This is a genomic window from Hymenobacter perfusus (assembly GCF_003944765.1).
GTDB classification, from domain to species: domain Bacteria; phylum Bacteroidota; class Bacteroidia; order Cytophagales; family Hymenobacteraceae; genus Hymenobacter; species Hymenobacter perfusus.
Genome location: NZ_RWIU01000001.1, coordinates 414,634 through 435,769, shown reverse-complemented (window position 1 = coordinate 435,769; position 21,136 = coordinate 414,634). Strand labels below are relative to the sequence as shown.

General features: G+C 59.7%; 20 protein-coding genes and 1 riboswitch. Of the genes, 10 read left to right on the top strand and 10 right to left on the bottom strand.

Annotated elements, in window-relative coordinates; all coding sequences use genetic code 11:
- Positions 1-262: 262 nt before the first annotated feature.
- Positions 263-363: riboswitch (TPP riboswitch) on the top strand.
- 61 nt (positions 364-424) lie between these two features.
- The 3 genes from EI293_RS01860 to EI293_RS01850 all read left to right on the top strand — a co-directional run bounded on the left by EI293_RS01860 (position 425) and on the right by EI293_RS01850 (position 5,249).
- Entirely contained in the window at positions 425-2,902 is a 2,478-nt protein-coding gene (locus EI293_RS01860) for a TonB-dependent receptor (RefSeq protein WP_125435174.1), read from the top strand.
- Positions 2,903-3,233: 331 nt separating this feature from the next.
- Positions 3,234-4,466: an acyl-CoA dehydrogenase family protein gene (locus tag EI293_RS01855; protein WP_125435172.1), complete on the top strand. Its 1,233-nt coding sequence runs from the start codon at positions 3,234-3,236 to the stop codon at positions 4,464-4,466.
- 72 nt (positions 4,467-4,538) lie between these two features.
- Positions 4,539-5,249: a hypothetical protein gene (locus EI293_RS01850; protein ID WP_125435170.1), complete on the top strand. Its 711-nt coding sequence runs from the start codon at positions 4,539-4,541 to the stop codon at positions 5,247-5,249.
- A 141-nt stretch (positions 5,250-5,390) separates the two neighbouring features.
- Here the strand turns inward: EI293_RS01850 and EI293_RS01845 are convergent, their stop codons facing one another.
- Positions 5,391-5,786: a DUF4177 domain-containing protein gene (locus tag EI293_RS01845; protein WP_125435168.1), complete on the bottom strand. Its 396-nt coding sequence runs from the start codon at positions 5,784-5,786 to the stop codon at positions 5,391-5,393.
- A 104-nt stretch (positions 5,787-5,890) separates the two neighbouring features.
- Positions 5,891-6,352, bottom strand: a complete 462-nt coding sequence (locus EI293_RS01840; protein WP_125435166.1) for a DUF4268 domain-containing protein — start codon at positions 6,350-6,352, stop codon at positions 5,891-5,893.
- Between the two features lie 116 nt (positions 6,353-6,468).
- Here EI293_RS01840 and EI293_RS01835 point away from each other — a divergent pair, with 116 nt between their 5' ends.
- Positions 6,469-6,801, top strand: a complete 333-nt coding sequence (locus tag EI293_RS01835; RefSeq protein WP_170170202.1) for an HIRAN domain-containing protein — start codon at positions 6,469-6,471, stop codon at positions 6,799-6,801.
- A 56-nt stretch (positions 6,802-6,857) separates the two neighbouring features.
- On the opposite strand, the gene EI293_RS01830 is transcribed toward EI293_RS01835, so the two are convergent.
- On the bottom strand, positions 6,858-7,832 hold the full coding sequence (locus EI293_RS01830) for a hypothetical protein (RefSeq protein ID WP_125435162.1): 975 nt from the start codon (positions 7,830-7,832) through the stop codon (positions 6,858-6,860).
- Positions 7,833-8,044: 212 nt separating this feature from the next.
- Between EI293_RS01830 and ruvB the strand changes: the two genes are divergently transcribed.
- On the top strand, positions 8,045-9,091 hold the full coding sequence (ruvB, locus tag EI293_RS01825) for a Holliday junction branch migration DNA helicase RuvB (RefSeq protein ID WP_125435160.1): 1,047 nt from the start codon (positions 8,045-8,047) through the stop codon (positions 9,089-9,091).
- Between the two features lie 130 nt (positions 9,092-9,221).
- The gene (gene queG / locus EI293_RS01820) at positions 9,222-10,202 is read left to right on the top strand and encodes a tRNA epoxyqueuosine(34) reductase QueG (RefSeq protein WP_125435158.1); all 981 of its coding nucleotides are present in this window, start codon (positions 9,222-9,224) and stop codon (positions 10,200-10,202) included.
- A gap of 97 nt (positions 10,203-10,299) precedes the next feature.
- On the opposite strand, the gene EI293_RS01815 is transcribed toward queG, so the two are convergent.
- The 5 genes from EI293_RS01815 to EI293_RS01795 form a co-directional block, all read right to left on the bottom strand.
- Positions 10,300-10,494, bottom strand: a complete 195-nt coding sequence (locus EI293_RS01815) for a hypothetical protein (protein ID WP_125435156.1) — start codon at positions 10,492-10,494, stop codon at positions 10,300-10,302.
- Between the two features lie 269 nt (positions 10,495-10,763).
- A complete protein-coding gene (locus tag EI293_RS01810) occupies positions 10,764-11,678 on the bottom strand; it encodes a ferritin-like domain-containing protein (protein ID WP_125435154.1) in 915 nt (304 codons plus the stop codon).
- Between the two features lie 23 nt (positions 11,679-11,701).
- Positions 11,702-12,424, bottom strand: coding sequence for a ferritin-like domain-containing protein (locus EI293_RS01805; protein ID WP_125435152.1), 723 nt, complete (start codon positions 12,422-12,424; stop codon positions 11,702-11,704).
- Between the two features lie 190 nt (positions 12,425-12,614).
- Positions 12,615-13,532 carry a ferritin-like domain-containing protein gene (locus EI293_RS01800; protein ID WP_125435150.1) on the bottom strand — a complete coding sequence of 306 codons (918 nt, stop codon included), beginning with the start codon at positions 13,530-13,532 and terminating at the stop codon, positions 12,615-12,617.
- 45 nt (positions 13,533-13,577) lie between these two features.
- Positions 13,578-14,318, bottom strand: a complete 741-nt coding sequence (locus EI293_RS01795) for a ferritin-like domain-containing protein (RefSeq protein ID WP_125435148.1) — start codon at positions 14,316-14,318, stop codon at positions 13,578-13,580.
- A 285-nt stretch (positions 14,319-14,603) separates the two neighbouring features.
- On the opposite strand from EI293_RS01795, the gene EI293_RS01790 reads away from it, so the two are divergent.
- The 4 genes from EI293_RS01790 (at position 14,604) to EI293_RS01775 (ending at position 19,462) form a co-directional block, all read left to right on the top strand.
- Positions 14,604-16,067 carry a BatD family protein gene (locus EI293_RS01790; protein ID WP_125435146.1) on the top strand — a complete coding sequence of 488 codons (1,464 nt, stop codon included), beginning with the start codon at positions 14,604-14,606 and terminating at the stop codon, positions 16,065-16,067.
- Positions 16,068-16,167: 100 nt separating this feature from the next.
- Entirely contained in the window at positions 16,168-17,244 is a 1,077-nt protein-coding gene (gene aroC / locus EI293_RS01785; protein ID WP_125435144.1) for a chorismate synthase, read from the top strand.
- 129 nt (positions 17,245-17,373) lie between these two features.
- Positions 17,374-18,693: a Na+/H+ antiporter NhaA gene (gene nhaA, locus EI293_RS01780; RefSeq protein WP_125435143.1), complete on the top strand. Its 1,320-nt coding sequence runs from the start codon at positions 17,374-17,376 to the stop codon at positions 18,691-18,693.
- 130 nt (positions 18,694-18,823) lie between these two features.
- On the top strand, positions 18,824-19,462 hold the full coding sequence (locus EI293_RS01775; RefSeq protein ID WP_044016228.1) for a NifU family protein: 639 nt from the start codon (positions 18,824-18,826) through the stop codon (positions 19,460-19,462).
- A 184-nt stretch (positions 19,463-19,646) separates the two neighbouring features.
- Here the strand turns inward: EI293_RS01775 and EI293_RS01770 are convergent, their stop codons facing one another.
- Complete coding sequence (locus EI293_RS01770; protein ID WP_125435141.1) at positions 19,647-20,543, bottom strand: DUF5777 family beta-barrel protein; 897 nt, start codon at positions 20,541-20,543, stop codon at positions 19,647-19,649.
- 7 nt (positions 20,544-20,550) lie between these two features.
- The gene (locus EI293_RS01765; RefSeq protein ID WP_125435139.1) at positions 20,551-21,135 is read right to left on the bottom strand and encodes a YceI family protein; all 585 of its coding nucleotides are present in this window, start codon (positions 21,133-21,135) and stop codon (positions 20,551-20,553) included.
- Between the last annotated feature and the right edge of the window lies 1 nt (position 21,136).

Below are 21,136 nucleotides of genomic sequence, written 5' to 3'. Positions count from 1 at the left end.
CGTTGCGCCGGTTTTTCTGCGCACCATCAGGGAGGTTAGCTAATTTACTTGATTGTCAGCAAATAAAGCCACACCCAGGAAGTGGTTTTTTGGATTTCAACTGGTTTAAGAAAATGCTGGCGGTGGTGCCGGAAGCGGCGGCAGCCGGCCCGGCCCAGCCGCCGCTACAAGCGTGCTGCTGGGCCGGGCCGCTGAGGCTGTCAGCGCAAAATCTGCTCGCAGCAGTTTGAAACCCGAAACGGCCGCGTACCTTTGACCCAACACCAAAGTTTAGGGGTGCCTCGCCAGTATGCGGGGCTGAGATCATACCCATTGAACCTGCCCGGGTAATGCCGGCGAAGGGAACAAACGATCCGCGAGCGAAAAACCTGAAGGTGCCGACCCCTGGCACCGGGTCCGTTCCATCTTTTCCATTTTTCCACCAGTGAAAAGTTTTCTGATTACCGGAGTGGCCCTGCTGGCCGTATCCGGCGCGGCATGGGCGCAAGGTCCCGTGTCGGGTACCGTGCTGGACGCCCGTACGGGCACTGCTTTGCCCGGCGCTACTATTCTGCTTGATGGCCTGCCCGTGGCCGCCGCCGCTGATGGCAGCTTTATCCTGCCGGCCGTAGCCCCCGGCGCGCACGAGCTGCGCATCACGTTTGTCGGCTACGAGCCAATGGTGCAGCGGCTGGAAGGCCAAAGCCGCCCGCAGCAGTTGCGCCTCACGCTGCAGCCCGGGGGGGTACTCACCGGTGAGGCGCTGGTAACGGCCTCTCGGGCCAATGAGCGCACCGCCACGGCCTACACCAACCTGAGCAAAGAGGACCTCGCGAAGCGCAACTTCGGCCAGGATATCCCTTACCTCCTCGACCAGACGCCCTCCGTGGTGGTGAACTCTGATGCCGGCAACGGCGTGGGCTACACTGGCATCCGGGTGCGGGGCACGGGTATCGAGGGCATCAACGTGACGGTGAACGGCGTGCCGCTGAACGACGCGGAAAGCCACGGCGCGTTTTTCGTGAATCTGCCCGATCTGGCTTCCAGCACCAGCAGCCTGCAGGTGCAGCGCGGCGTGGGTACCAGCCAGAACGGCAGCGCCGCCTTCGGGGCCAGCATCAATGTGAGTACGCTGGAAAGCCGCCCCCAGGCCTATGCCGAAAGCCAGAACAGCTACGGCTCCTACAATACCTGGAAAAACAACGTGCAGTTCGGTACGGGCCTCATCAACGGCCGCTTCACGGTGGACGGCCGCCTTTCGCGCATCTCCTCCGACGGCTACATGGTGCGCGGGGCTTCCGACCTGAAATCGTATTACCTGGCCGCCGGCTATCAGCAGAAGAACACCCTGCTCAAGTTCATCACCTTCTCGGGCCGGGAGAAAACCTACCAGGCCTGGAACGGCGTGCCCGAGCCGGCCCTCACGCGCAACGCCGCCGGCCTGCAACAGTACGTGGATAACTATGAGTTGAGCCCTGAGGATGCCGAACGGGCCCTGCGTGAAGGCCGCCGCTATGCCTACTACACCTACGATAACCAGACCGATAACTACCAGCAGAACCACTACCAGCTGCACCTCACCCAGGGCCTGGGCCGCAGCTGGAATCTGGCCGCTGCTGCCCACCTCACCCGGGGCTTCGGCTACTACGAGAGCCTGCGCCTGGACCGCAAGCTGGCCGATTACAACCTGCCCGACGTCGTTATCGGCACCGCGCCCAACGCCACCACCATCAAGCGCACCGATCTGGTGGACCGCAAGTGGCTGGATAACTACTTCTTCGGTGGCGTCTTCGCCCTCAACTACCAGCCCGCCGCCGGCAAGGTGCAGGCCACGCTGGGCGGGGGCTGGAACCGCTTCCTCAACGACCATTACGGCGAAGTCATCTGGGCGCGCTACGCTTCCACGGGTAGCATCCGGCACCGGTCCTACTTCAACGACGCCACTAAAACCGACTACAACGCTTACGCCCGTGCCATCTGGCAGGCTCTGGAGAAGCTGAGCGTGTACGCCGACGTGCAGGTGCGCCGCATTAACTACCAGCTCGACGGTATCGAAGACAAGCAGGTGCCCGTTTCGGCCAAGGCCGACTACACCTTCTTCAACCCCAAGGCCGGCCTCACCTGGCAGCTTACCGATAACCAGACGCTGTACGCCAGCTACGCCGTGGCCCACCGGGAACCCGTACGCTCCGACTTCACCGACCGCCCTCTGAACGACGTCGGCCCCAAAGCCGAGGAACTCCACGACCTGGAAGGCGGCTACCGCCTCAACCGTACCGTGAACGGACAAATGCTGCGCGCCGAGGTAAACGGCTTCTACATGCGCTACCGCAACCAGTTGGTGAATACCGGCCAGCTCAACGATGTGGGCACCGCTCTTCGGACCAACGCCCCGCGTAGCTACCGGGCCGGCGTGGAGCTGACCGCTGCCTACCAGCCGCTCGGGTGGCTCACGCTCAATAGCACCCTTACCCTGAGCCGCAACCGCATCCCGGACTACCGCGCCGTGACCTACGACAAGGACTATAACCCCGTAGTAGCCGCCGAAGGCCGCACCACCACCATTTCCTATTCGCCCAGCGTAGTGTCGGCGCATACGGTGGAGGTGATGCCGGTGAAGGGCCTGCGGGCCGCGCTGCTCTACAAAACCGTCGGCCGCCAATACCTCGATAACACGGAGTCGGCCAACAAAGCTGTTGCCGCCTATCAGGTGCTTGATCTGCGTTTGCGCTATACGGTGCAGCCTTCTTTTATGCGGGAGCTGGAACTGGGCCTGCTGGTGAGCAATCTGCTCAATCGGGAGTACGTGGCCAACGGCTACACGTACGGCTACCCCGATGCCACCGGTCAGCCGCTCACCTTCAACTACTATTACCCCCAGGCCACCCGCAACTTTCTGGCCTCGGTAGGCGTGAAGTTTTAACGGCCGCAGAAGCCGGGGAAATAACTTCATTTTCAGGATTTTTTGCGAATAAATTAGCAAAAAGCTATTTTTCGGCACATGCTTTGCCTGAAGCGTGCCAGTAACTTTTTCCGGCCGGAAATCTGCCTTTCGGTCGTTTTGTGGGCGTGCCGGGATTGGCCGGCTTATGGCATTCTCCCGCCACCTGCCACGCCTTCCGAAAACCCTGACTGGCTTCCCTTGCCGGTCAGGGTTTTTTTGACCCGATGCGGGCTGAACCCAACGGTTCCGCCACCGGTTGTACGTAGTGGAATCCCTATCTTTGCCCATCATTCCCACCCAATTTTCCCCTATGTCTTCGCAAGCTGACGTTCTTTCCACCAAGGCCCAGGTCCAGCGCAACAAAGGCTCCCTGAACGCCGCCGGTTTCACCGATTACTACGATATCGACGACCTGCTGACCGAGGAGCACAAGCTCATCCGCCAGAGCATCCGCGACTTCGTGAAAAAGGAGATTTCGCCCAACGTGGAGAAATGGGCGCAGGACGCCTACTTCCCCTCCGACATCGTGCGCAAGTTCGGCGACGTGGGCGCGTTCGGCCCCACCGTGCCCACCGAGTACGGTGGCGGCGGCCTCGACTACATCAGCTACGGCCTTATCATGCAGGAAATTGAGCGCGGTGACTCGGGCATGCGCTCCACGGCCTCGGTGCAGGGCTCTTTGGTGATGTTCCCCATCTACCAGTACGGCTCGGAGGAGCAGCGCCGCAAGTACCTGCCCAAGCTGGCCTCGGGCGAGTGGCTGGGCTGCTTCGGTCTGACGGAGCCCGACCACGGCTCGAACCCCGGCGGGATGATGACCAACATCAAGGACATGGGCGACTACTACCTGCTGAACGGGGCCAAGCTCTGGATCAGCAACTCGCCCCAGAGCCAGGTGGCCGTGGTGTGGGCCAAGGATGAGGCCGGCCGCATCCGGGGCGTGATTGTGGAGCAGGGCATGGAAGGCTTCACAGCCCCCGAAATCCACAACAAGTGGAGCCTGCGCGCCAGCATCACCGGCGAGCTGGTGTTCGACAACGTGAAGATTCCCAAGGAAAACATCCTGCCCAACATCGACGGCCTCAAAGGCCCGCTTAGCTGCCTCGATTCGGCCCGCTACGGCATTGCCTGGGGCGCGGTGGGCGCGGCTATTGACTGCTACGAGTCGGCCCTGAAGTACTCGTTGCAGCGGGAGCAGTTCGGTAAGCCCATTGCCGGCTTCCAGCTCCAGCAGAAGAAGCTGGCCGAAATGATTACCGAAATCACCAAAGCCCAGCTGATGGTGTGGCGTCTGGGCATGCTCAAAAACGAGGGCAAAGCCACCAGCGCCCAGATTTCGATGGCCAAGCGCAACTCCGTGGAAATGGCGCTGCACGTCGCCCGCGAAGCCCGTCAGATTCACGGCGGCATGGGCATCACGGGCGAGTACCCCATCATGCGCCACATGATGAACCTGGAATCGGTAGTGACCTACGAAGGCACCCACGACATCCACCTGCTCATCACCGGCGCTGACATTACCGGTATCCAGGCGTTCAAGTAAACCGCCTTCCGCGTATCTTCAAACGGCCGTTCTGCTCAGCAGAGCGGCCGTTTTTGTGTCTTGTAATAGTCTATGCAGCCTACCCGTAGTTCCCTGATTGCCGCGTTGTTGCTGGCGGCCGTGTTCAGCGCAGTGCATCTGCGGCTGGCGTATCCGCCGCTACCGAAGCCGTTGGTCGTGCGGCACTGGGGGACGCCACATATGTTACTGTCAGATAGCGTAGTGTATGGTTTCGTGCGGGAACTGCTGGCACAGTCTGATACGGTGGAAAATCATCCGGATAATGCTGACTCAACTCGCATTACCATTAGTCACTTACTGGTAGAGCACCAAGTAATACCACTCTTTCCAATCTATCCAAAAAATACGCCTGATTCTGACATCAATTATTTATATGGGAGACTCCCTGCTGGATTATTACAGCAGATGTATAAAAAGAAATTATTATCAATTATTGATACTATACATATGAAGCAGCAAGTGAAATACTCTAAAGGATTTGGTTTAGAGCAACGTTTTGTGTCAGATGGATATAATGTGATATCTGCGGACAGCATGCGTCGTTTATATGATAAATATTCATTTAGTATCAATGAATATTTTGATAAAAAGTATGGTACAGCAACTTATACGCAGCTGAGCTGCCCCATATTTTCTGTGGATAAACGCATCGTAATTGTTTCTGTTAATCCAGCATGTGCAGGAGGGTGTGGAGATGGCGCAACGTACGTGTTAGAGCGTCGAAGAAATAAATGGTATAAGTTGTTTGTTATTGAGGAATAAGTAAGTTGACTATATAAATCTGTATTAAATACTGGATTCATTGGTCAGTATGACCAAATAGTTGACTGAAACTCGACGCTAACACAAAAGAGCACCGAAATACACATTTCGGTGCTCTTTTATGAAGAAGTTAATCGAAATTTACTTCTTCTCCAGATAATAAATCGTCTGGCTGAACACGGTGTTGCCACCGCTGCTTACGTCGCTGGGAGCCACGCTAACCAAACGCCAGCCGTCGGCGGCGTACTGGTTCACGGCGGCCATGGCGGCTTTGTGGACTTCCGTCATGTTGGCGGCCATCTGCTTGGCGCTGAAGCGGCTGAAGTCGATTTCCTTCACCTGCTCTTTGCCATCTGGTGAAATAGTCACGATGCTAGCCTGGGCGTTGAAACCCATTGACACGCGGGAAATAATCATCATGTAGCCGCCGGCGGCTACTGAAGTAGCGGGGGCAACGGTAACGGGGGCCTCGGTGGCGGCCTGAGCCAAGCTGGCGGCGCTCAGCAGCAGGCCGAGTAAAAACGTCCGGGTTTTCATGGAATAGATTTGAGGAATAAGGAAGAGAAAACGTGAACTGCCGCTTGTGCAAATGCCGGGCCGAACTTCCTCTCCTGACTTGGTCCTGCTGCTAGCCAGCTGCTCTACCGCAGCTCGTCAAATGCGTACTGCCCGGTGCTCCAGAACTCATCCAGCGCTATGAGACGGGGCTTGAAAAAGGAAATCAGCTGCGGCCACTGCTCCCGTTCAAACAGGTTCACGGGACGGAGTTCCTGGTAGATGCGGCTTAGAGGCTGTCCATTGGCGTCTAGGGTATCAGCCTCCCAGATCCAGGTTTCGCCCGTGATTTCTTCCAGCATCGAGCGCACCTCGCGGAACTGCTCGAAGAACAGCTCCCGCAGGCCGGCGTCGGGGTGGGTCAGTTCGATGCCGATGGTGGCGTGGCGGTTATCGGCCTGCAGGCGGAAATACACGTGCTTGAGGCCGGTTTTGTAGTTAATCCAGTTGATCGGGCCGCCGTCGGCTGAGGGTACGGGCTGCATATACTGGCCAAATGTGGTCCAGAAAGCCTGACGGAGCTGGGTTATTTCGGTTTTGCTGTACATCGTGGGGCAAAGTTACGGCTTGCCCGGTCTGGCAGTTTCTGCGGCCAACCTGCGGCCATAGTAAGCGTAAACCCGCCGCAACGTGTAATTTACGGTCGAAACCCAACTGCCTCCTTATGTCCGCTCCCTCTTCCGAACCGTTGATTCTGCTGGAATGCCTCGTGGCCGGCACCTCGCACCGCCAGGGCTTACGTACTTTCGAGCCCCAACTGCAACCCGGTACGGCCCTGGCCCTGCAACGCGAAGCCGACAGCTCCTACGACGACTGGGCCGTGCGCGTGTTCACCACCGGCCCCGACGCCTTCTGGCTTGGCTACCTGCCCGAGGGCCACAACGAAACCGTTGCGCGTATGCTCGACGCCGGTTACCCCATCTCCGCCCGCCTCACCCACAAAGCTTGGGAAGAAGAATGGCTGCACCTGGAAATTGAAGTGCTGCTGGCGCGGTAGATGGTGAAAGGTGAAGTTGTGTCATTGAGCCTGGTAGAACGACACAACTTCACCACCTACCCCAGCGTGTCGGCCAGAGCCAGGATTTCCTGGCGGGCCTGCTGGATTTCGGGGGCCTCGGGGAAGGTGTGCTGCACCCAATGGGTGAAGCCGCTCACCATTTCGCCCACGGCCTGGCGGTTGCTTACCGGGGCAGTTTCCGTGGCCGTTGTTTCCTCCTCCGACAGTACCGGAAACGCGTCTTCCAGCCCAATCCGGCTCATCACATCTGACACGAACACCATCCCGCACACCTGCATGCCTTGGTATAGCTGTACCAGCTCGGGCATAGTGAGGGTAAGCGGTTCCTGCACCCGTACCCGGCCCAGGTGCTCAATTAGCGGCTCCAGCGCAGTGGCCCGGAGGTTGGGCAGCGCGTGCACGGCCCGCAGAAACGGATGGTCAGCATCCGGCGGCAGGCTATGGACCAGCAGCAGCGCTAGTCGCAACATTTGCAGCTGAGGCTCGGCCAGCCGCAGGTGGGCGGCCGGCACGGCGGCAGCGGGTAGTTGCGTCAGCAGCTCCGCGAATCCTTCCTCTACCTGCAGGCGGTGCAGACCCAGCGAAGCCGAGCCCGTCGGCGCGGGCAAGTGTTCTTCCAGCTGCTGCAGAAACGCCCCGCTCAGCTCCAGACAATACGCCAGCAGCTGCTGCAGCTGTTCCCCCGAAATGCTCATGCTACGCTGTACATATGCCAGCACCGGCTCGGCCAGCGTGGTTTCCAGCATAAGGCGGCCCAGCAACAGCACATGGTACAATGGCAGCGGCTCCTGGCGTAACGTTGCCAGTAACTGCGCGTGACTTCCAATGGCATTGAGGCGTTGCACCGTGCTGGTATCCAGACCGCTCTGGCGGCGTAAGCGGGCCAAAACCGGCGTTTCGGGCCGGCTCAGGAGTTCAGTAGCGGCCATGCCGTGCAGGTTCAGACTGTGAGCCAGTTGATCGTAAAAATCGGTGGGTAGAGCATCGAGCCAAGAAGCAGCAGAGGGCATACGCAAAGAAAGGATGAGCCGGCAAGGTACGGCCCCGTCTGAAATCAACCGGCCCGATAGTGGCTCATGTAGAACTTCTGACGGGGAATACCATAATTCTATATGCTAAATAAATTAGTAAAATATGCTCTGGCTAGTATTTTTTGCTAATGAAGGCACCAAGCCCCATCCGGAAGTGTTATCTTTCGACACGCTGACCTACTTTTACGCTGATGCGCGAACCGTATATGACCGGGGGAAACGACCACATGGACGCCTCCGAAAAGGACATTGACAAGGCCCTGCGGCCGCTTTCCTTTGATGATTTTGCCGGCCAGGGCAAGGTGGTGGAAAACCTGAAAGTATTCGTGGCCGCCGCCAAACACCGGGGCGAGGCCCTCGACCACGTGCTGCTGCACGGCCCTCCCGGTCTGGGCAAAACTACCCTCTCGCACATCATTGCCAATGAGCTGGAATCGGGCATCAAAATGACCAGCGGCCCGGTGCTCGATAAGCCCTCCGACCTGGCCGGTCTGCTCACCAATCTGGAGCCCAACGACGTGCTCTTCATTGATGAGATTCACCGCCTGAACCCGGTGGTAGAGGAGTACCTGTACTCGGCTATGGAGGATTACCGCATCGACATCATGCTCGATTCGGGTCCGAATGCGCGCTCCGTGCAGATTTCCTTGTCGCCGTTTACGCTCATCGGGGCCACTACCCGCTCGGGTATGCTGACTTCGCCGTTGCGGGCGCGGTTTGGCATCAGCTCCCGGCTGGAGTACTACGATTCCAAGCTGCTCACCAGCATCGTGCAGCGCTCCGCTGATATTCTGGGCACGCCCATTTACGAGGATGCGGCCTTTGAAATTGCGCGCCGCTCACGCGGTACTCCACGCATTGCCAACAACCTGCTACGCCGCACCCGCGACTTCGCCCAGATAAAGGGCACCGGCACCATCACCCGCGAAATTGCCGAGTTTGCCCTCAACGCCCTCGACGTGGACCAGAACGGCCTCGACGAGATGGATATTCGCATCCTGAGCACCATCATCGACAAGTTCAAGGGCGGCCCCGTGGGCCTGAGCACAATTGCCACCGCCTGCGGCGACGAGGCCGAAACCATCGAGGAAGTGTACGAGCCCTTCCTCATCCAGGAAGGCTTCATTAAGCGAACCAGCCGCGGCCGGGAAGCCACCGAGCTGGCCTACCAGCACCTCGGCCGCCCGATGCCTCAGCACCTACGCGGCAATACCGCCACGGGGGAGTTGTTTAGCTAACGTCTTCGACATTCTGTCATCCTGAGTACAGCGAAGGACCTTATCATGCCGGAACGGATTGTTCTGACGCGGTGAGGTCCTTTGCTATGTTTAGGATGACGTATTTTTGCTGTTCCCCTATCCAACCGTCATGCTGCCCACCGCTCACTATACTGCTTTCATCAAACGCCGGGCGGCGGAGTTGGGGTTTATGTACTGCGGCATCAGTAAGGCCGGGTTTCTGGAGGAGGAAGCGCCGCGCCTGGAGAACTGGCTGAACCGCAACATGCACGGCCAGATGGCCTACATGGCCAACCACTTCGATAAGCGCCTCGACCCGCGCCTGTTGGTGGACGGGGCTAAATCCGTCATTTCGCTGCTGCTGAACTATTACCCGCCCGAGGAAGAGCAACAGCCCGAGGATACGCTCAAAGTCAGCAAGTACGCCTACGGCCGCGACTACCACTTCGTCATTAAAGATAAGCTCAAAACGCTGCTCCAGGACATGCAGCAGGAAATAGGGGAGGTGGGTGGCCGCTGCTTCGTGGATTCGGCGCCAGTGATGGACAAGGCTTGGGCGCAGAAGAGTGGTCTGGGCTGGATGGGCAAGAATACCAATATCATCCGGCCCGGCACTGGCAGCTTCTTCTTTATTGCCGAGCTGATTGTGGACGTGGAGCTGGACTATGACGGCCCCATCAAAGACTACTGCGGCACCTGCACCAAGTGCGTGGATGCCTGCCCTACCCAGGCCATTACCGAGCCCTACGTGGTGGACGGCAGCAAGTGCATCAGCTACTTCACCATCGAGCTGAAAGACCAGATTCCGCGCGAGGTGGAGGGGAAATTCGGCAATTGGGTATTTGGCTGCGACATCTGCCAGGACGTGTGCCCCTGGAACCGCTTCTCGAAGCCCCACCAAGAACCGCAGTTTACGGCCCACCCGGCCCTGAAGGACCTCACGCGCGGCGACTGGCAGGAAATTACCCACGAGCTGTTTTCGGAGCTGTTCCGGCAGTCGGCGGTAAAGCGCACGGGTTACGCAGGGCTGCAACGCAACATCCGGTTTGTGCTGGGCGAAGAAGCACCTGCTCTTCCACCTGCACCTGATTCCAACGAGCCCCGTATGTAGCTTCGGGGCTCGCCAAAAACGCCGGAGCCGTGCGCAGGCCCGCCTTATTGGCGAGCGGCGCACGGCTCCGGCGTGTGGGTGAAAAAGGATAGGTGGGTTAGGCTACTGCCGGTTGGGTAAATACGCGGTTCAGCACACGGCGGTAGAGCTTGGAAAACTGCTGGTAGCACCAGGCTTTTAACTCGCGTAGCTCGGCAGGTACCAAAGTGCGCAGAGCTTTGCGGAGTTCCTTCTCGAAGAGGATACGGTCGAAGCTTACTTTAAGCAGGATGGTTTTTGCATACTCAAGCATGGGTGAAGTTGGTTTTCATTGTGGGTGGAATGGCTCGGGGAAAGGTGGGCAGGCACTTGTACGGGAGCAGTAAAAAAAGGCTATTGCGCAGTATAAATTTTCGCGCAGCTTTATTGAAAGATACAAAAAAACATGTGTCAAATACAAGATATGGTGGTCCGAATATGGCTGTTTTATGTAGGTGGTCACGAAAAAAGGAGCGTGGAGTGCGCTCCTTTTTCACTGTAAAGCTCGTCAGAGAGTGTTTCCCAGGCGTTTTTCGGAGGTTACTAATACGTGAACAATTGTAGCAGGGCTTCGGCAGTGGCTGCTTCCACGGGTTCATCGAAAGCCTCCGCTACTTTGGCCAGGATGGCAGCGGCACTCAGCGGCGGCGTACCAACATTAATGGGTAGGCTGGAATCGAAGGGTACCTTGGTGATGACGCTGTTGCGCACGATGTACTGCGTTGTATTCGACTCGGTACTATACACGGCATCGGGCACAGTGCCGGCAGTGGTGATAGGAGCATCAGCAGGACTGACCCAGCTCTTCACGTTGGCCCCGCGCTGCCGCCGCATCGTCCGGATGTGGGCCGCATGGCGGGCTTCGGTGGAATGCGTGCGAAGGGCAGCCTCCAGCGTGTAGTTATCCGTTTGGATGAATTCAACCTGTCCTTTGTAGGCCCGTACGCCCGCATCTTCCAGTAGCTGAGCCACTTTCAGAAACGTGTCGAGGTTGGTGTACACATCGGGGTACAGAGCGGGCTGAGTGCCGTTTTTGCTGCCGGTGAAGTCAAAATTCGGTACGGCATCCAGGGGGCTGCCTGCATCCGTGATCAGGCGGGTAAACAGCGCAACGTGCTGGGCCTCGTGGCTCTGGATGGTCTGAATGGCTGCCCGGTTGGCAGTAGTGACAAAGAAAGCCGCCGGATTCGTCGGACCACCGGGGGTAAGGCCCAGAGCGCGGGAGTAAAACTCGTTTTCGAGCAGCTCCAGCTTCAGGGCCAGCTTCAGCACGTCCAGGCGGGTGCGCGTTTCTTTGGTGCCAGCCAGGGCCGGAGCTGGAAGGGCGGCCAGCAAGGCCGGGAGCAGGGCAGTGCCTACTTGCCCGAGGCGGGACAAGGCGGCACGACGCGGCGCGGCGGTAGCAGGAGCTTCAGTATCGAGGGTGGCCAGCCGGGCCAGTAGGTTCAGGAAATCCATAGGAAAAAAGGACAGGGCGCGGCTTAGGAAAGAGTCATGAGGCCATCCGTAACCAGCGGCACCGGCACGAAGGGGGCAATAAGAACGGCTACTTCGGCCGGGGTCTTGACTGTATCAAGGCCAGCCAGAGGGCCGGTTGCCGTAATAACATCGGAGGCGGCGAAGGAGCCAGGCTGCACCTGCTCGCGCACGAAAGCTGCGTGCCGCGCTTCCACCGAGGCCAGCTTGGCCAGCAATTTCAAATAAGCCGGATCAGTCAGAAGCTTGCCGGCCCCGTTGTAGGCGGCTACTCCCACATCTTCCAGCGTCCGAGCGGCCGCGTACACGCCCGCCCGGGTAGTAAGAGTAAAGGAGGAGAAGTTAAAAATCAGCGGCGTGGAGAGACTTACGTCGTAAGCATTGCTAGCCAGCGCGTACTTCAAAAACTCCCGATGAATCACCTCATGGTCGCGCAGGTCAATGCAAGCAGCTTTGTCTTCGGCAGTAAAGTCGGAAGGAAAGTTATCAACCACTTTCTGGTAAAAGGCAGCTTCTAGTTGTTCCAGTAGATAGGCAAAATTCAAAACACCTAAGTCACTGTTGGCAAAGACTAGACTACTGGTGGTATTAACTACAGGCGTGGGCGTATCATCGCCGCAGCCGGCCAAAACCAGGGCTGAAGAGGCGGCCGTAGCACCGGCCACGCGAAGAAAAGAACGGCGGCGTAGAGTGCGCCCCAGAAAAGAAGTCGATACAGAGTCGGACATGCGTAGGGAAACTCAGTGGGGGGCAGCCTACCGCAGGCCGCAATTCCCGAATAACAAAGGTACTCCGAAGAACCGGGATGCACCAATGACAAGAGTAACGCCGGCCGCGAATGGTTGCGTGCCCGGTAACGGCACAAAAAAAGGCACAACCCAAAGTGGGTCGTGCCTTTTTTGTGCAATAGGCCGTTTTTTACAGCGTGTTGCCTACTACGAAGTTCAAGGCAATAGCCGTTACGGTAGCAGAGTCCAGCGGCTCGTCGAAAGCTTCGGAGAAAGCTGCCGCCGGGAAGTTAAACGAAGCCAAAGCAGTCTGGAGGTTTACACCACCCTGCGTAACGTTGCTTTCAGCCGGGAAGCTGGCAGCCGGGTTACCGGCACCGTAAATGGCTGCAGTAGCCGCCGGAGCCGCGCCACCGCCATCGGTACCCGAAATCCAGCTCTTGGGCGAAGCACCCGTGCCGGCACCGGCCACTGTTGGACCACCGCGGCGCATGGTGCGCAAGTGCGAGGCATGACGGGCTTCCACGGAGTGAATGTTGAGGGCTGCCGTCAGGATGGTATCGTTTGCCATCAGGCCAGCGGCACCACCTTTGTAGGCCCGTACGCCGGTGTCTTCCAGCGACTGGGCCACGGCCAACAGGGTCTGGTAGTTCGAGTACACATCAGCGAATAGCGGAGCCCGCGTACCACCTTTCGAACCGGTGAAGTCAAATGCAGACTCAGGAAGTTCGGCAATAGCTTGGCTACCCAATACACCACGCAGGGCAGCTATGTGCTTCTGCTCATCGTCGCGGATCTGAGTAAGAGCCGTGAGGCCTGGGCCGGCAGGGATAAGGCCGCTGGTTGCCACGCCTTTCTTATAGAAATAGTACTCCAGATACTCCAGTTTCAGGGCGAAGTTCAGGATGTCGGCAATGCCCTGGGGCAGAGCGCCGGTCTGGCCGTAAGCCTTGGAGAACATCGAGCTGAGGAAGCCGGGTACAGCAGCAGCGGCTACCGTTTTGCCCACACCACCGAGGCTTTTGAAGACGCGGCGGCGGGAGTCGAGGCGGTCATAAACTTCCGGATCTACCTTCGAGATGTCGGAAATGAGTTTGAGAATATCCATGAGAACTGTCGGAAATTAGAGGTTGGGTGAAGTCAGAACGGCTGACTACTTGATGTTCGAAACGTTGAGTTTCGAGCCATCCTTCAGGAAAGCATTGGCCGTAGCAACTACTTCCGACGGCTCCTTGGATCTTTCCAAGGCGTTACCATCAATTACGTCGCTGCCAACGAACGTACCGTTCGAGATAAGGTCGCGGATAAGCGCAGCGTGGCGAGCTTCTACCGAAACAATCTTACCGGCCAGCGTCAGGTAATCGGCGCTGGTGATGTATTTGCCGGCCCCGTTATAAGCGGCTACTCCCAGATCCTCAAATGCTTTGGCCGCATCCAGAACGCCCAGCTTGCTGGAACCTGAAGCCGACGTGCGGGCATTAAAGTCAATGTTGGAGAAATCTACCTCCAGACCTTTGATGGCACCCGAGCCCAGAGCAGTCTTGAAAAGCTCCCGGTGAATTACCTCATGGTAGTACAGATCATCCAGAGCCGATTTTTCAGCACTGCCGGCCGCCAGGCCAGTGTAATAGGTGCCGGTGCGGAGCGTGGTGTAGAAAGCAGCTTCCAGTTGCTCCAAAGCATAGGCGTAGTTCAGAACGCCCGGGTCGCCGGAGCCCACATCCACCATGCCTACGGGGTTGTTATCGTCATCGTCGTCGCAGCCGGAGAGCAACAGAGCAGTGGCACCGGCCGTAGCGCCGGCGTACATAAAGAAGGAGCGCCGTTTGATGGGCGTATACAGCGGCTTAGCGAATTCCGCTTCGTCGCTACCGTTATGCTGAATGTTGGACATGGCAGGAAGTGGGTTGGGTGAAGAAAAGTGAAGTCAATACGGAGCCACCCGCCGCAAGGCGGTTATTTAAAAATCCCATAAATGCGGGGAAGCTTAAAGGATCGGGTGGTTTTGAGGAGAATTACGCGGGCCTGTCGGCTATGGATTTGGGAAAGCCATAATCTTGTAAGTGTTATTTCGTAAATAATTGAAGCTTATTGCTTAAGCCAAACGGTAAAGGTGCCGTAGCATAAGCTGGCAGGGCTTTTTGCGTAGCTTTGCCGCACTCACTGCTGCCTGTGGCCCATGCGCCTGTTTCTGCTTTTCTTTTTCCTGATGCTATTGGCGCGGGTGCCAACCGCTGCCGCTCAGGCACCCGCGCCCAGTGCTGATCTGGTGCTGGGGCCAACGGCCTTTCCCGTCAACGAGTACTACACTATCAGCTTTCGGCTACGGGGCGCGCCTTTGGAGCGTTATTCGGCTTTTCCCGATATAGAAGGGTTCAAGAAGAGTGGGAAATCCAGCACCACGACCACGCGCATCGTAAACGGGCAGACTTCCACGGAACTGACCATCACGCAGCGGTACGCGGCTTTTGCGGAAGGAAGCTATGTGCTAAAGCCCTTCAGCATGAAAATCAACGGCCTCACGGCAGCGTCGGAAGGCGCGGTGCTGCAGGCAGGGCCGCAACAGGCCGCCGCAACGCCACCTGGTGGGGCGTTGCAGGGCATCGGGTTGCTGGATCAGCTGTTTGGCAAGCCCAGGCCACAGGAATACGTAGAGCCGCAGGATCAGGCTTTTCTGGCCATCGTGCCCGATAAGCAGCGGGTATTTGTGGGGGAAGGGCTGCACGTTGGTCTGTACTTCTATCTCACGCCCCAGGACCAAGCCGTGCTGAACTTCTACAATTTTGCCGGGCAGCTACCCGGCATTATCCGCCAGCTGCGGCAGCGTACCGTGTGGGAGGAGAGCTTCAATGAGCAGGAAGTGCTGCCCGAAAACGTGATGGTGGGCGGCAAACCGTTTCTCCGCTACCGCCTCTGGGAAGCTGAGCTGTACCCGTTAAATGCGCAGCCCCTTACATTTCCGGCGGTAGAGCTGCAGATGCTCAAGTACAAAGTGGCCAAAAAGCCCGCCGCCGGCCTCGATAATCGGCTGGAAGGCTACAAAACCTACCGCTCAGCGGCGCGCGTGGTATCCGTGGTGCCGCTGCCTGCGCATCCCAGGCAGGACCAAGTACCCGTGGGAGACTATGAAGTAAAGGAGGCCATTGACCGCACCACCTTTCGGACCGGGCGCACGTTTGCCTACACCTTTACTATCGAAGGCGAAGGAAACCTGGCCACGGTGAACCTGGCCGCGCCGCCCACTACGCCTGAACTGGAAGTATATGGCCCGGAAGTGCAGCAAACCCTGACCCGCCAGAACGGGCGCGTGGGTGGGCGCAAAAGCTTCCGATTCCGGCTGGTAGCCCGCCGCCCCGGCCCAGTGGCCCTCGATACGCTGTTTCGGCTGGTGGTTTTCAACCCGGCCACGGCCCGCTACGATACGCTCAGGGCCGGTTTACAGCCGGTAGTACGCGGCGAGGAACAGGTGGTCACTACCTTCCGGGCCCGTATCGACGACCCATATTATCAGGAAGCCCTGGCCGAAGCCGACGCTACTCTTCAGCCCCGCGATGCTTACCGCAACGTCCGTCGTTACGCGAATCTGGTGGTAGTGGTGCTTCTGCTGGTAGCGGCCGGAGGCTGGTGGCAGGCCAAGAGGTAAGCCGGCGAAATTGTGAAATGGGGAGTTTCCTGTCCAACTTGCGCCGCTAAGGCGGGTTGATCAGTCAGCTCCCTTTTTTGCCCACTTATCCGTTTTCCGTATGAATACCTTCGGCTCGCTGTTTCGCATTACCACGTTTGGAGAATCGCACGGGCCGGGTATTGGGGTGATTCTGGATGGCTGCCCGGCCGGATTGCCCATTACGGCCGAGGAAATTCAGGCAGCCCTGGACCGCCGCCGGCCCGGGCAGAGCGACCTGACCACGCCCCGCTCCGAGGCCGACCGGGTGGAAATTCAGTCGGGTATTTTCCGGGGCGAAACTTCCGGCACGCCCATCAGCCTCTACATCCGCAACCAGGACCAGCACAGCCACGACTACTCCCACATCGAGCACGCCTACCGCCCCTCGCACGCCGACTACACCTACGATCAGAAGTACGGCCGGCGCGACTTTCGGGGCGGGGGGCGTAGCTCGGCCCGCGAAACGGCCGCCCGCGTGGCCGCCGGCGCCGTGGCCCAGAAGCTCCTCGACCAGCACGGTATCCGCGTGAACAGTTACGTGTCGCAGGTGGGGGCGGTGGCCGTGCCGGTGGGCTACGAGCAGCTGGACCTGGGCCTCATCGACTCCAACCCCGTGCGCTGCCCCCACCCCGAAACGGCCGAGCGCATGGCCGACCTCATCCGGCAGGTGCGCGACCGGCACGATACCGTGGGCGGCTACGTGACGGGCGTGGTGCAGGGCGTGCCCGTTGGCCTGGGCGAGCCGGTATTCGATAAGCTGCATTCCGAACTGGGCCGGGCCATGTTGGGCATCAATGCCGTAAAAGGCTTCGAGTACGGCTCGGGCTTCAGCGGGGTGCTGCTGTTCGGCTCGGAGCACAACGACGCGTTTTACACCGATGAGGCCGGCCAGGTGCGCACCCGCACCAACCACTCGGGCGGCATTCAGGGCGGCATCAGCAACGGGCAGGACATCTACTTCCGGGTGGCGTTCAAGCCTGTAGCCACCATCCTGCAAAGCCAGCAAACCATCAACGACCAGGGCGAGGCCATCAGCCTGGCCGGCCGCGGCCGCCACGACCCCTGCGTGCTGCCCCGCGCCGTACCCATCGTAGATGCTATGACGGCCCTGGTGCTGGCCGACATGCTGCTGCGCGCCCGCGCCAACCGGGTGTAAGCAACGGTTGTTATACTTGAGGGGCCGGCGGCCACTTCCGCTGCGAAGCGGCTGCCAGCCCCGTTTTTTTCTGCGCTTCCGGTGCGGCCCCCCGGGTGCCCCGGAGGCTTTTTCGCTTTGCTCCTGCCTATGGCTGTTCCTCAACTCGTGCGTCCGCTGGTGCGGCCTTTTACTGAATTTTTCCGCCGCGAAGCTGCCGGTGGTATCATGCTGATGGCCAGTGCGGTGCTGGCCTTGCTGATGGCTAATACCAGTTGGGGCCCCGCTGCCTATTTTCCGGAAATCTGGGAGAAGCATCTGCGCCTGTCGCTCAATGGCGTGGTGCTCGACATGAGCCTCGTGCACTGGATCAATGATGGGCTGATGAGTGTGTTTTTCCTGATTGTGGGGCTGGAAATCAAGCGCGAGGTGATTGAGGGCGAGCTGTCGGAGTGGCGGCAGGCGGCTTTGCCGATTGCGGGCGCGCTGGGCGGCATGCTGCTGCCGGCGCTGCTGTATTTTCTGGTGAACCGCGGCCTGCCCACCCAAAACGGCTGGGGCATTCCCATGGCCACCGATATTGCCTTTGCGCTGGCCGTGCTGCAGCTGCTGGGGCCGCGCGTGCCGCTGGGCCTCAAAGTATTCCTCACAGCCCTGGCTATCGTCGATGACCTGGGCGCCGTGCTGGTCATTGCCGGCTTCTACACCACCCACCTCGACCTGACCTTTCTGCTGCTGGCACTGGGCACCTGGGCCTTGCTGCTGAACCTGAATTTTCTGGGCGCGCGCGGCCTGGCCTTCTACCTGCCGCTGGGCGTGCTGCTGTGGTTTTTCATGCACCAGTCGGGCATTCATGCCACGCTGGCGGGCGTGCTGCTGGCCCTGGCCATTCCGGCGCGCATTGGGAAAGCCCGCCCCGAAATCCTGCTGATGCTGAACGACCGACTGGGCATACTGCAGCACGAGGTGCATGGGGCCGAGGCCAATCCGCGCATTATCAGTGAGGAGCTGGAATACCTGTCGGATGCCATCAGCTCGCCGGCCCAGAAGCTGGAGCAACGCCTGCACTCGGTGGTGGCGTTTGGTATTATCCCGCTGTTTGCCTTCGCCAATACCAGCCTGGTCATTGATGCGGGCGTGTTCGGGCAACTGTTGTCGCCGCTGGGGCTGGGCATTTTGCTGGGGCTGGTGGTAGGCAAGCCGCTGGGCATCGGGGCGCTGTCGTGGCTGAGTGTGCGGTTGGGCTGGGCCTCGCTGCCGGCCGGCGTGACGTGGCGGCATCTGTGGGGCGCGGGCGTGCTGGGCGGCATCGGCTTCACCATGTCGTTGTTTATCACGCTGCTGGCGTTGGGCGAGCATTCCGCGGGCGAGCCGGTGGCCAAGGTGGCTATCCTGACCGCCTCGTTCCTGTCGGGCACCGTGGGCTTTCTGCTGCTGCGCACCGCGCCGGCCGCGCCCGAGGCTACCTGACCGGGGCCCGACTGCCGCCGTCCTCTATTTCCTGGTTACCTTTGCAACTATTGCCGCCCCGTGCGGTTTTACGTGTCAGGCCGAACGAATCCGGCCGACTTTCTCCCGCTTGTCTCCAAGTCTTTCAAACATGGCTGAACAACTCACTGCCCCCGCTGGCCCGGTTTCTATCTACGCCGAAGCCTCGCCCAACCCCGAATCCATGAAGTTCGTGCTCAATGCCCAGCTGCTGGCTGATGGCGTAAGCGTGGACTATCCCAACCTCGAAGCCGCGGCCAACTCGCCGCTGGCCCAAGAGCTTTTCAACTTCGATTACGTGGGCCGCGTGTTCATCGCCCAGAACTTCGTGACCGTCACCAAAACCACCGACCACCAGTGGGCCCAGCTCATTCCCGAGCTACGCACCTTCCTGAAGTCGTACGTGGAGGCCAGCGGCCCGATTTTCACCGTGGACCCCGCCGCCGAGCAGAAAGCCGCCCAGCAGGCTGCCGCCAGCGGCTCGGCCAACTCGTCGGAAGCCGACCAGCAGACCAGCCAGAAAATCATCGACCTGCTCGATAACTACGTGCGCCCCGCCGTGGAGCAGGATGGTGGCAACATCACCTTCAAAAGCTACCACGAAGGCATCGTGACCGTGAACCTGCAGGGTTCGTGCTCGGGCTGCCCTTCGGCCACCGTCACGCTGAAATCAGGCATCGAAAACCTGCTTAAGCGCATGGTGCCCGAGGTGAAGGAAGTGGTAGCCGAAGGCATCACGGCCCAGCACTAAGCGGCTGCACTCCCGCAACATCAAAAGCCCCGAGCCAAGCTGGTTCGGGGCTTTTGCGTTGCCGGGCAGCCTGCTCCGGCCCGGTCAGGACGTCTGCCCCCTGACCGGGCCCCACGAGCGGCGCAACGGAGCCGTCGGGCAGTCCTGGCTTCCTCTCCGAGCAGGACCGGGGAGCCGCCCCCCGCTACAGGCGGGGTTTGAGCGTGAAATTGCGCGCGACATTGAAGCCGAAGTAGATGTCGCCGTCGAAGAAATTGCCGCTGGTCTGGGTCAGGAAGTGTTTTTCTATCATGCCCTGCGAATTTGTGACGTGCAGCTGAAACACATGGCCGCCGGTTTCGATATCGAAGCCGGCCGCCAGCGCATTGCGGGTGCCGGGGTCTTCGGAAGTGGGCAGGCGGTAGTAGTATTCCAGCATCAGGGCGGTGCGCTTGCTGAGCTTCTGGCGGCCGGCCACGCCCAGCGCGTACACGTCGTTGTGCTGCCGGCGCGTGTCTACCAAGTTGCGGTGGACCAGCGTAGGCACCACCTGCACCGACAGGCCCGCGCTTATTTTGCGCGCCACCAGCGCCTGAACCGTGTAGGTGAGCCGGCGTGGCAGCGTGTGGTCGAGGCCATCGAAGTAGCGCAGTGAGGTGAGGGCCGAGCTGCCAAATAGCGTGACACTCACCGGCATGGCCCGTGGGCCGGTGCTTTGGCGCAGGGCCCGGTATTTCAGGAAGCCGTCGTAGGTCTTGTCCAGGGAACTACGCCCGACACCCGCCGTCAGGTGGTCGGACAGGCCGTATTCGAGCCCCAGCCGGATGGAGGCTTGGTCGAGGCCGAAGAAATTGTAGGCGCCGCTATTAAGCGTCCCGAACCGGTGCGAAATCAGGAATACCAGCGTGCCGCCACCCGGCGTTTCCACGGAGTGCCCGTTGATGATGCGCGTGCCTTTGAACGTAGCCAGCACCGGGGCCCGGCTGGCACTGTCGAGTAGCTGGCTGCTCAACTCGGCCAGGAGGCTGTCCTGGGCGTGGGCCGGCACACGCAGCAGCAGGGCCAGCAGCAGCCCCAGGCCCATAGTAGAAAGCAGACGCATAGATAAGTCAGGGTTGGGAGGCGGAAGTGGCAACGGCAACCGGAGTGCACGGCAGCCGCACCGTCACGAGGACGCTCTTGGCAATATGGTCGCGCACCAGGGCCGGAATGTCGATGTTGTACTCGGCCGGAGCCACGGAGAAGCTGGCGTTCAGCAGCAGCTGGCCGGTAAGAGGCGTGAGGGTACCGGGCACCTTCAGGTGGCGCGTTACGCCGTGCATGGTCAGGTCGCCCTCGGCCACTACCGGTACTGCGCCGGCAGCCGCCAGCGTTTCGGGTTTCCAGTCCAGCAGCCGGCCGCTGAACGTGGCCTTGGGGTATTTCTCCGACTCCAGGTAGTTCTCGTTGAAATGCTCCTGCATGAGGCTGCGCTTGAACTGGAACGAGCGGATAGGCACGCTGAAGGCCAGCTGCCCGGTGCGGGTGTCCAGCACGGCGGCCAGCTGCTGGCTGCGGGCTTCAATGTCTTCGAGGGGGCTGGCCGAAAAAAAGGAAACGGTACCCGCGCGCGTCTGGTAGCGGGTGGGTTGCGCGGTGCCGGGCCGGTAGGCCAGCAGCAACGCCAGCAGCAGAAAGCCGGTGAAGTAGCGCATA

Excerpts from the sequence above, each read along its gene's own strand:
- EI293_RS01855 (WP_125435172.1), top strand. The coding sequence starts at position 3,234 with ATGTCTTCGCAAGCTGACGTTCTTTCCACCAAGGCCCAGGTCCAGCGC.
- EI293_RS01850 (WP_125435170.1), top strand. The coding sequence starts at position 4,539 with ATGCAGCCTACCCGTAGTTCCCTGATTGCCGCGTTGTTGCTGGCGGCC.
- EI293_RS01845 (WP_125435168.1), bottom strand. The coding sequence starts at position 5,786 with ATGAAAACCCGGACGTTTTTACTCGGCCTGCTGCTGAGCGCCGCCAGC.
- EI293_RS01840 (WP_125435166.1), bottom strand. The coding sequence starts at position 6,352 with ATGTACAGCAAAACCGAAATAACCCAGCTCCGTCAGGCTTTCTGGACC.
- EI293_RS01835 (WP_170170202.1), top strand. The coding sequence starts at position 6,469 with ATGTCCGCTCCCTCTTCCGAACCGTTGATTCTGCTGGAATGCCTCGTG.
- EI293_RS01830 (WP_125435162.1), bottom strand. The coding sequence starts at position 7,832 with ATGCCCTCTGCTGCTTCTTGGCTCGATGCTCTACCCACCGATTTTTAC.
- ruvB (WP_125435160.1), top strand. The coding sequence starts at position 8,045 with ATGCGCGAACCGTATATGACCGGGGGAAACGACCACATGGACGCCTCC.
- queG (WP_125435158.1), top strand. The coding sequence starts at position 9,222 with ATGCTGCCCACCGCTCACTATACTGCTTTCATCAAACGCCGGGCGGCG.
- EI293_RS01815 (WP_125435156.1), bottom strand. The coding sequence starts at position 10,494 with ATGCTTGAGTATGCAAAAACCATCCTGCTTAAAGTAAGCTTCGACCGT.
- EI293_RS01810 (WP_125435154.1), bottom strand. The coding sequence starts at position 11,678 with ATGGATTTCCTGAACCTACTGGCCCGGCTGGCCACCCTCGATACTGAA.
- EI293_RS01805 (WP_125435152.1), bottom strand. The coding sequence starts at position 12,424 with ATGTCCGACTCTGTATCGACTTCTTTTCTGGGGCGCACTCTACGCCGC.
- EI293_RS01800 (WP_125435150.1), bottom strand. The coding sequence starts at position 13,532 with ATGGATATTCTCAAACTCATTTCCGACATCTCGAAGGTAGATCCGGAA.
- EI293_RS01795 (WP_125435148.1), bottom strand. The coding sequence starts at position 14,318 with ATGTCCAACATTCAGCATAACGGTAGCGACGAAGCGGAATTCGCTAAG.
- EI293_RS01790 (WP_125435146.1), top strand. The coding sequence starts at position 14,604 with ATGCGCCTGTTTCTGCTTTTCTTTTTCCTGATGCTATTGGCGCGGGTG.
- aroC (WP_125435144.1), top strand. The coding sequence starts at position 16,168 with ATGAATACCTTCGGCTCGCTGTTTCGCATTACCACGTTTGGAGAATCG.
- nhaA (WP_125435143.1), top strand. The coding sequence starts at position 17,374 with ATGGCTGTTCCTCAACTCGTGCGTCCGCTGGTGCGGCCTTTTACTGAA.
- EI293_RS01775 (WP_044016228.1), top strand. The coding sequence starts at position 18,824 with ATGGCTGAACAACTCACTGCCCCCGCTGGCCCGGTTTCTATCTACGCC.
- EI293_RS01770 (WP_125435141.1), bottom strand. The coding sequence starts at position 20,543 with ATGCGTCTGCTTTCTACTATGGGCCTGGGGCTGCTGCTGGCCCTGCTG.
- EI293_RS01765 (WP_125435139.1), bottom strand. The coding sequence starts at position 21,135 with ATGCGCTACTTCACCGGCTTTCTGCTGCTGGCGTTGCTGCTGGCCTAC.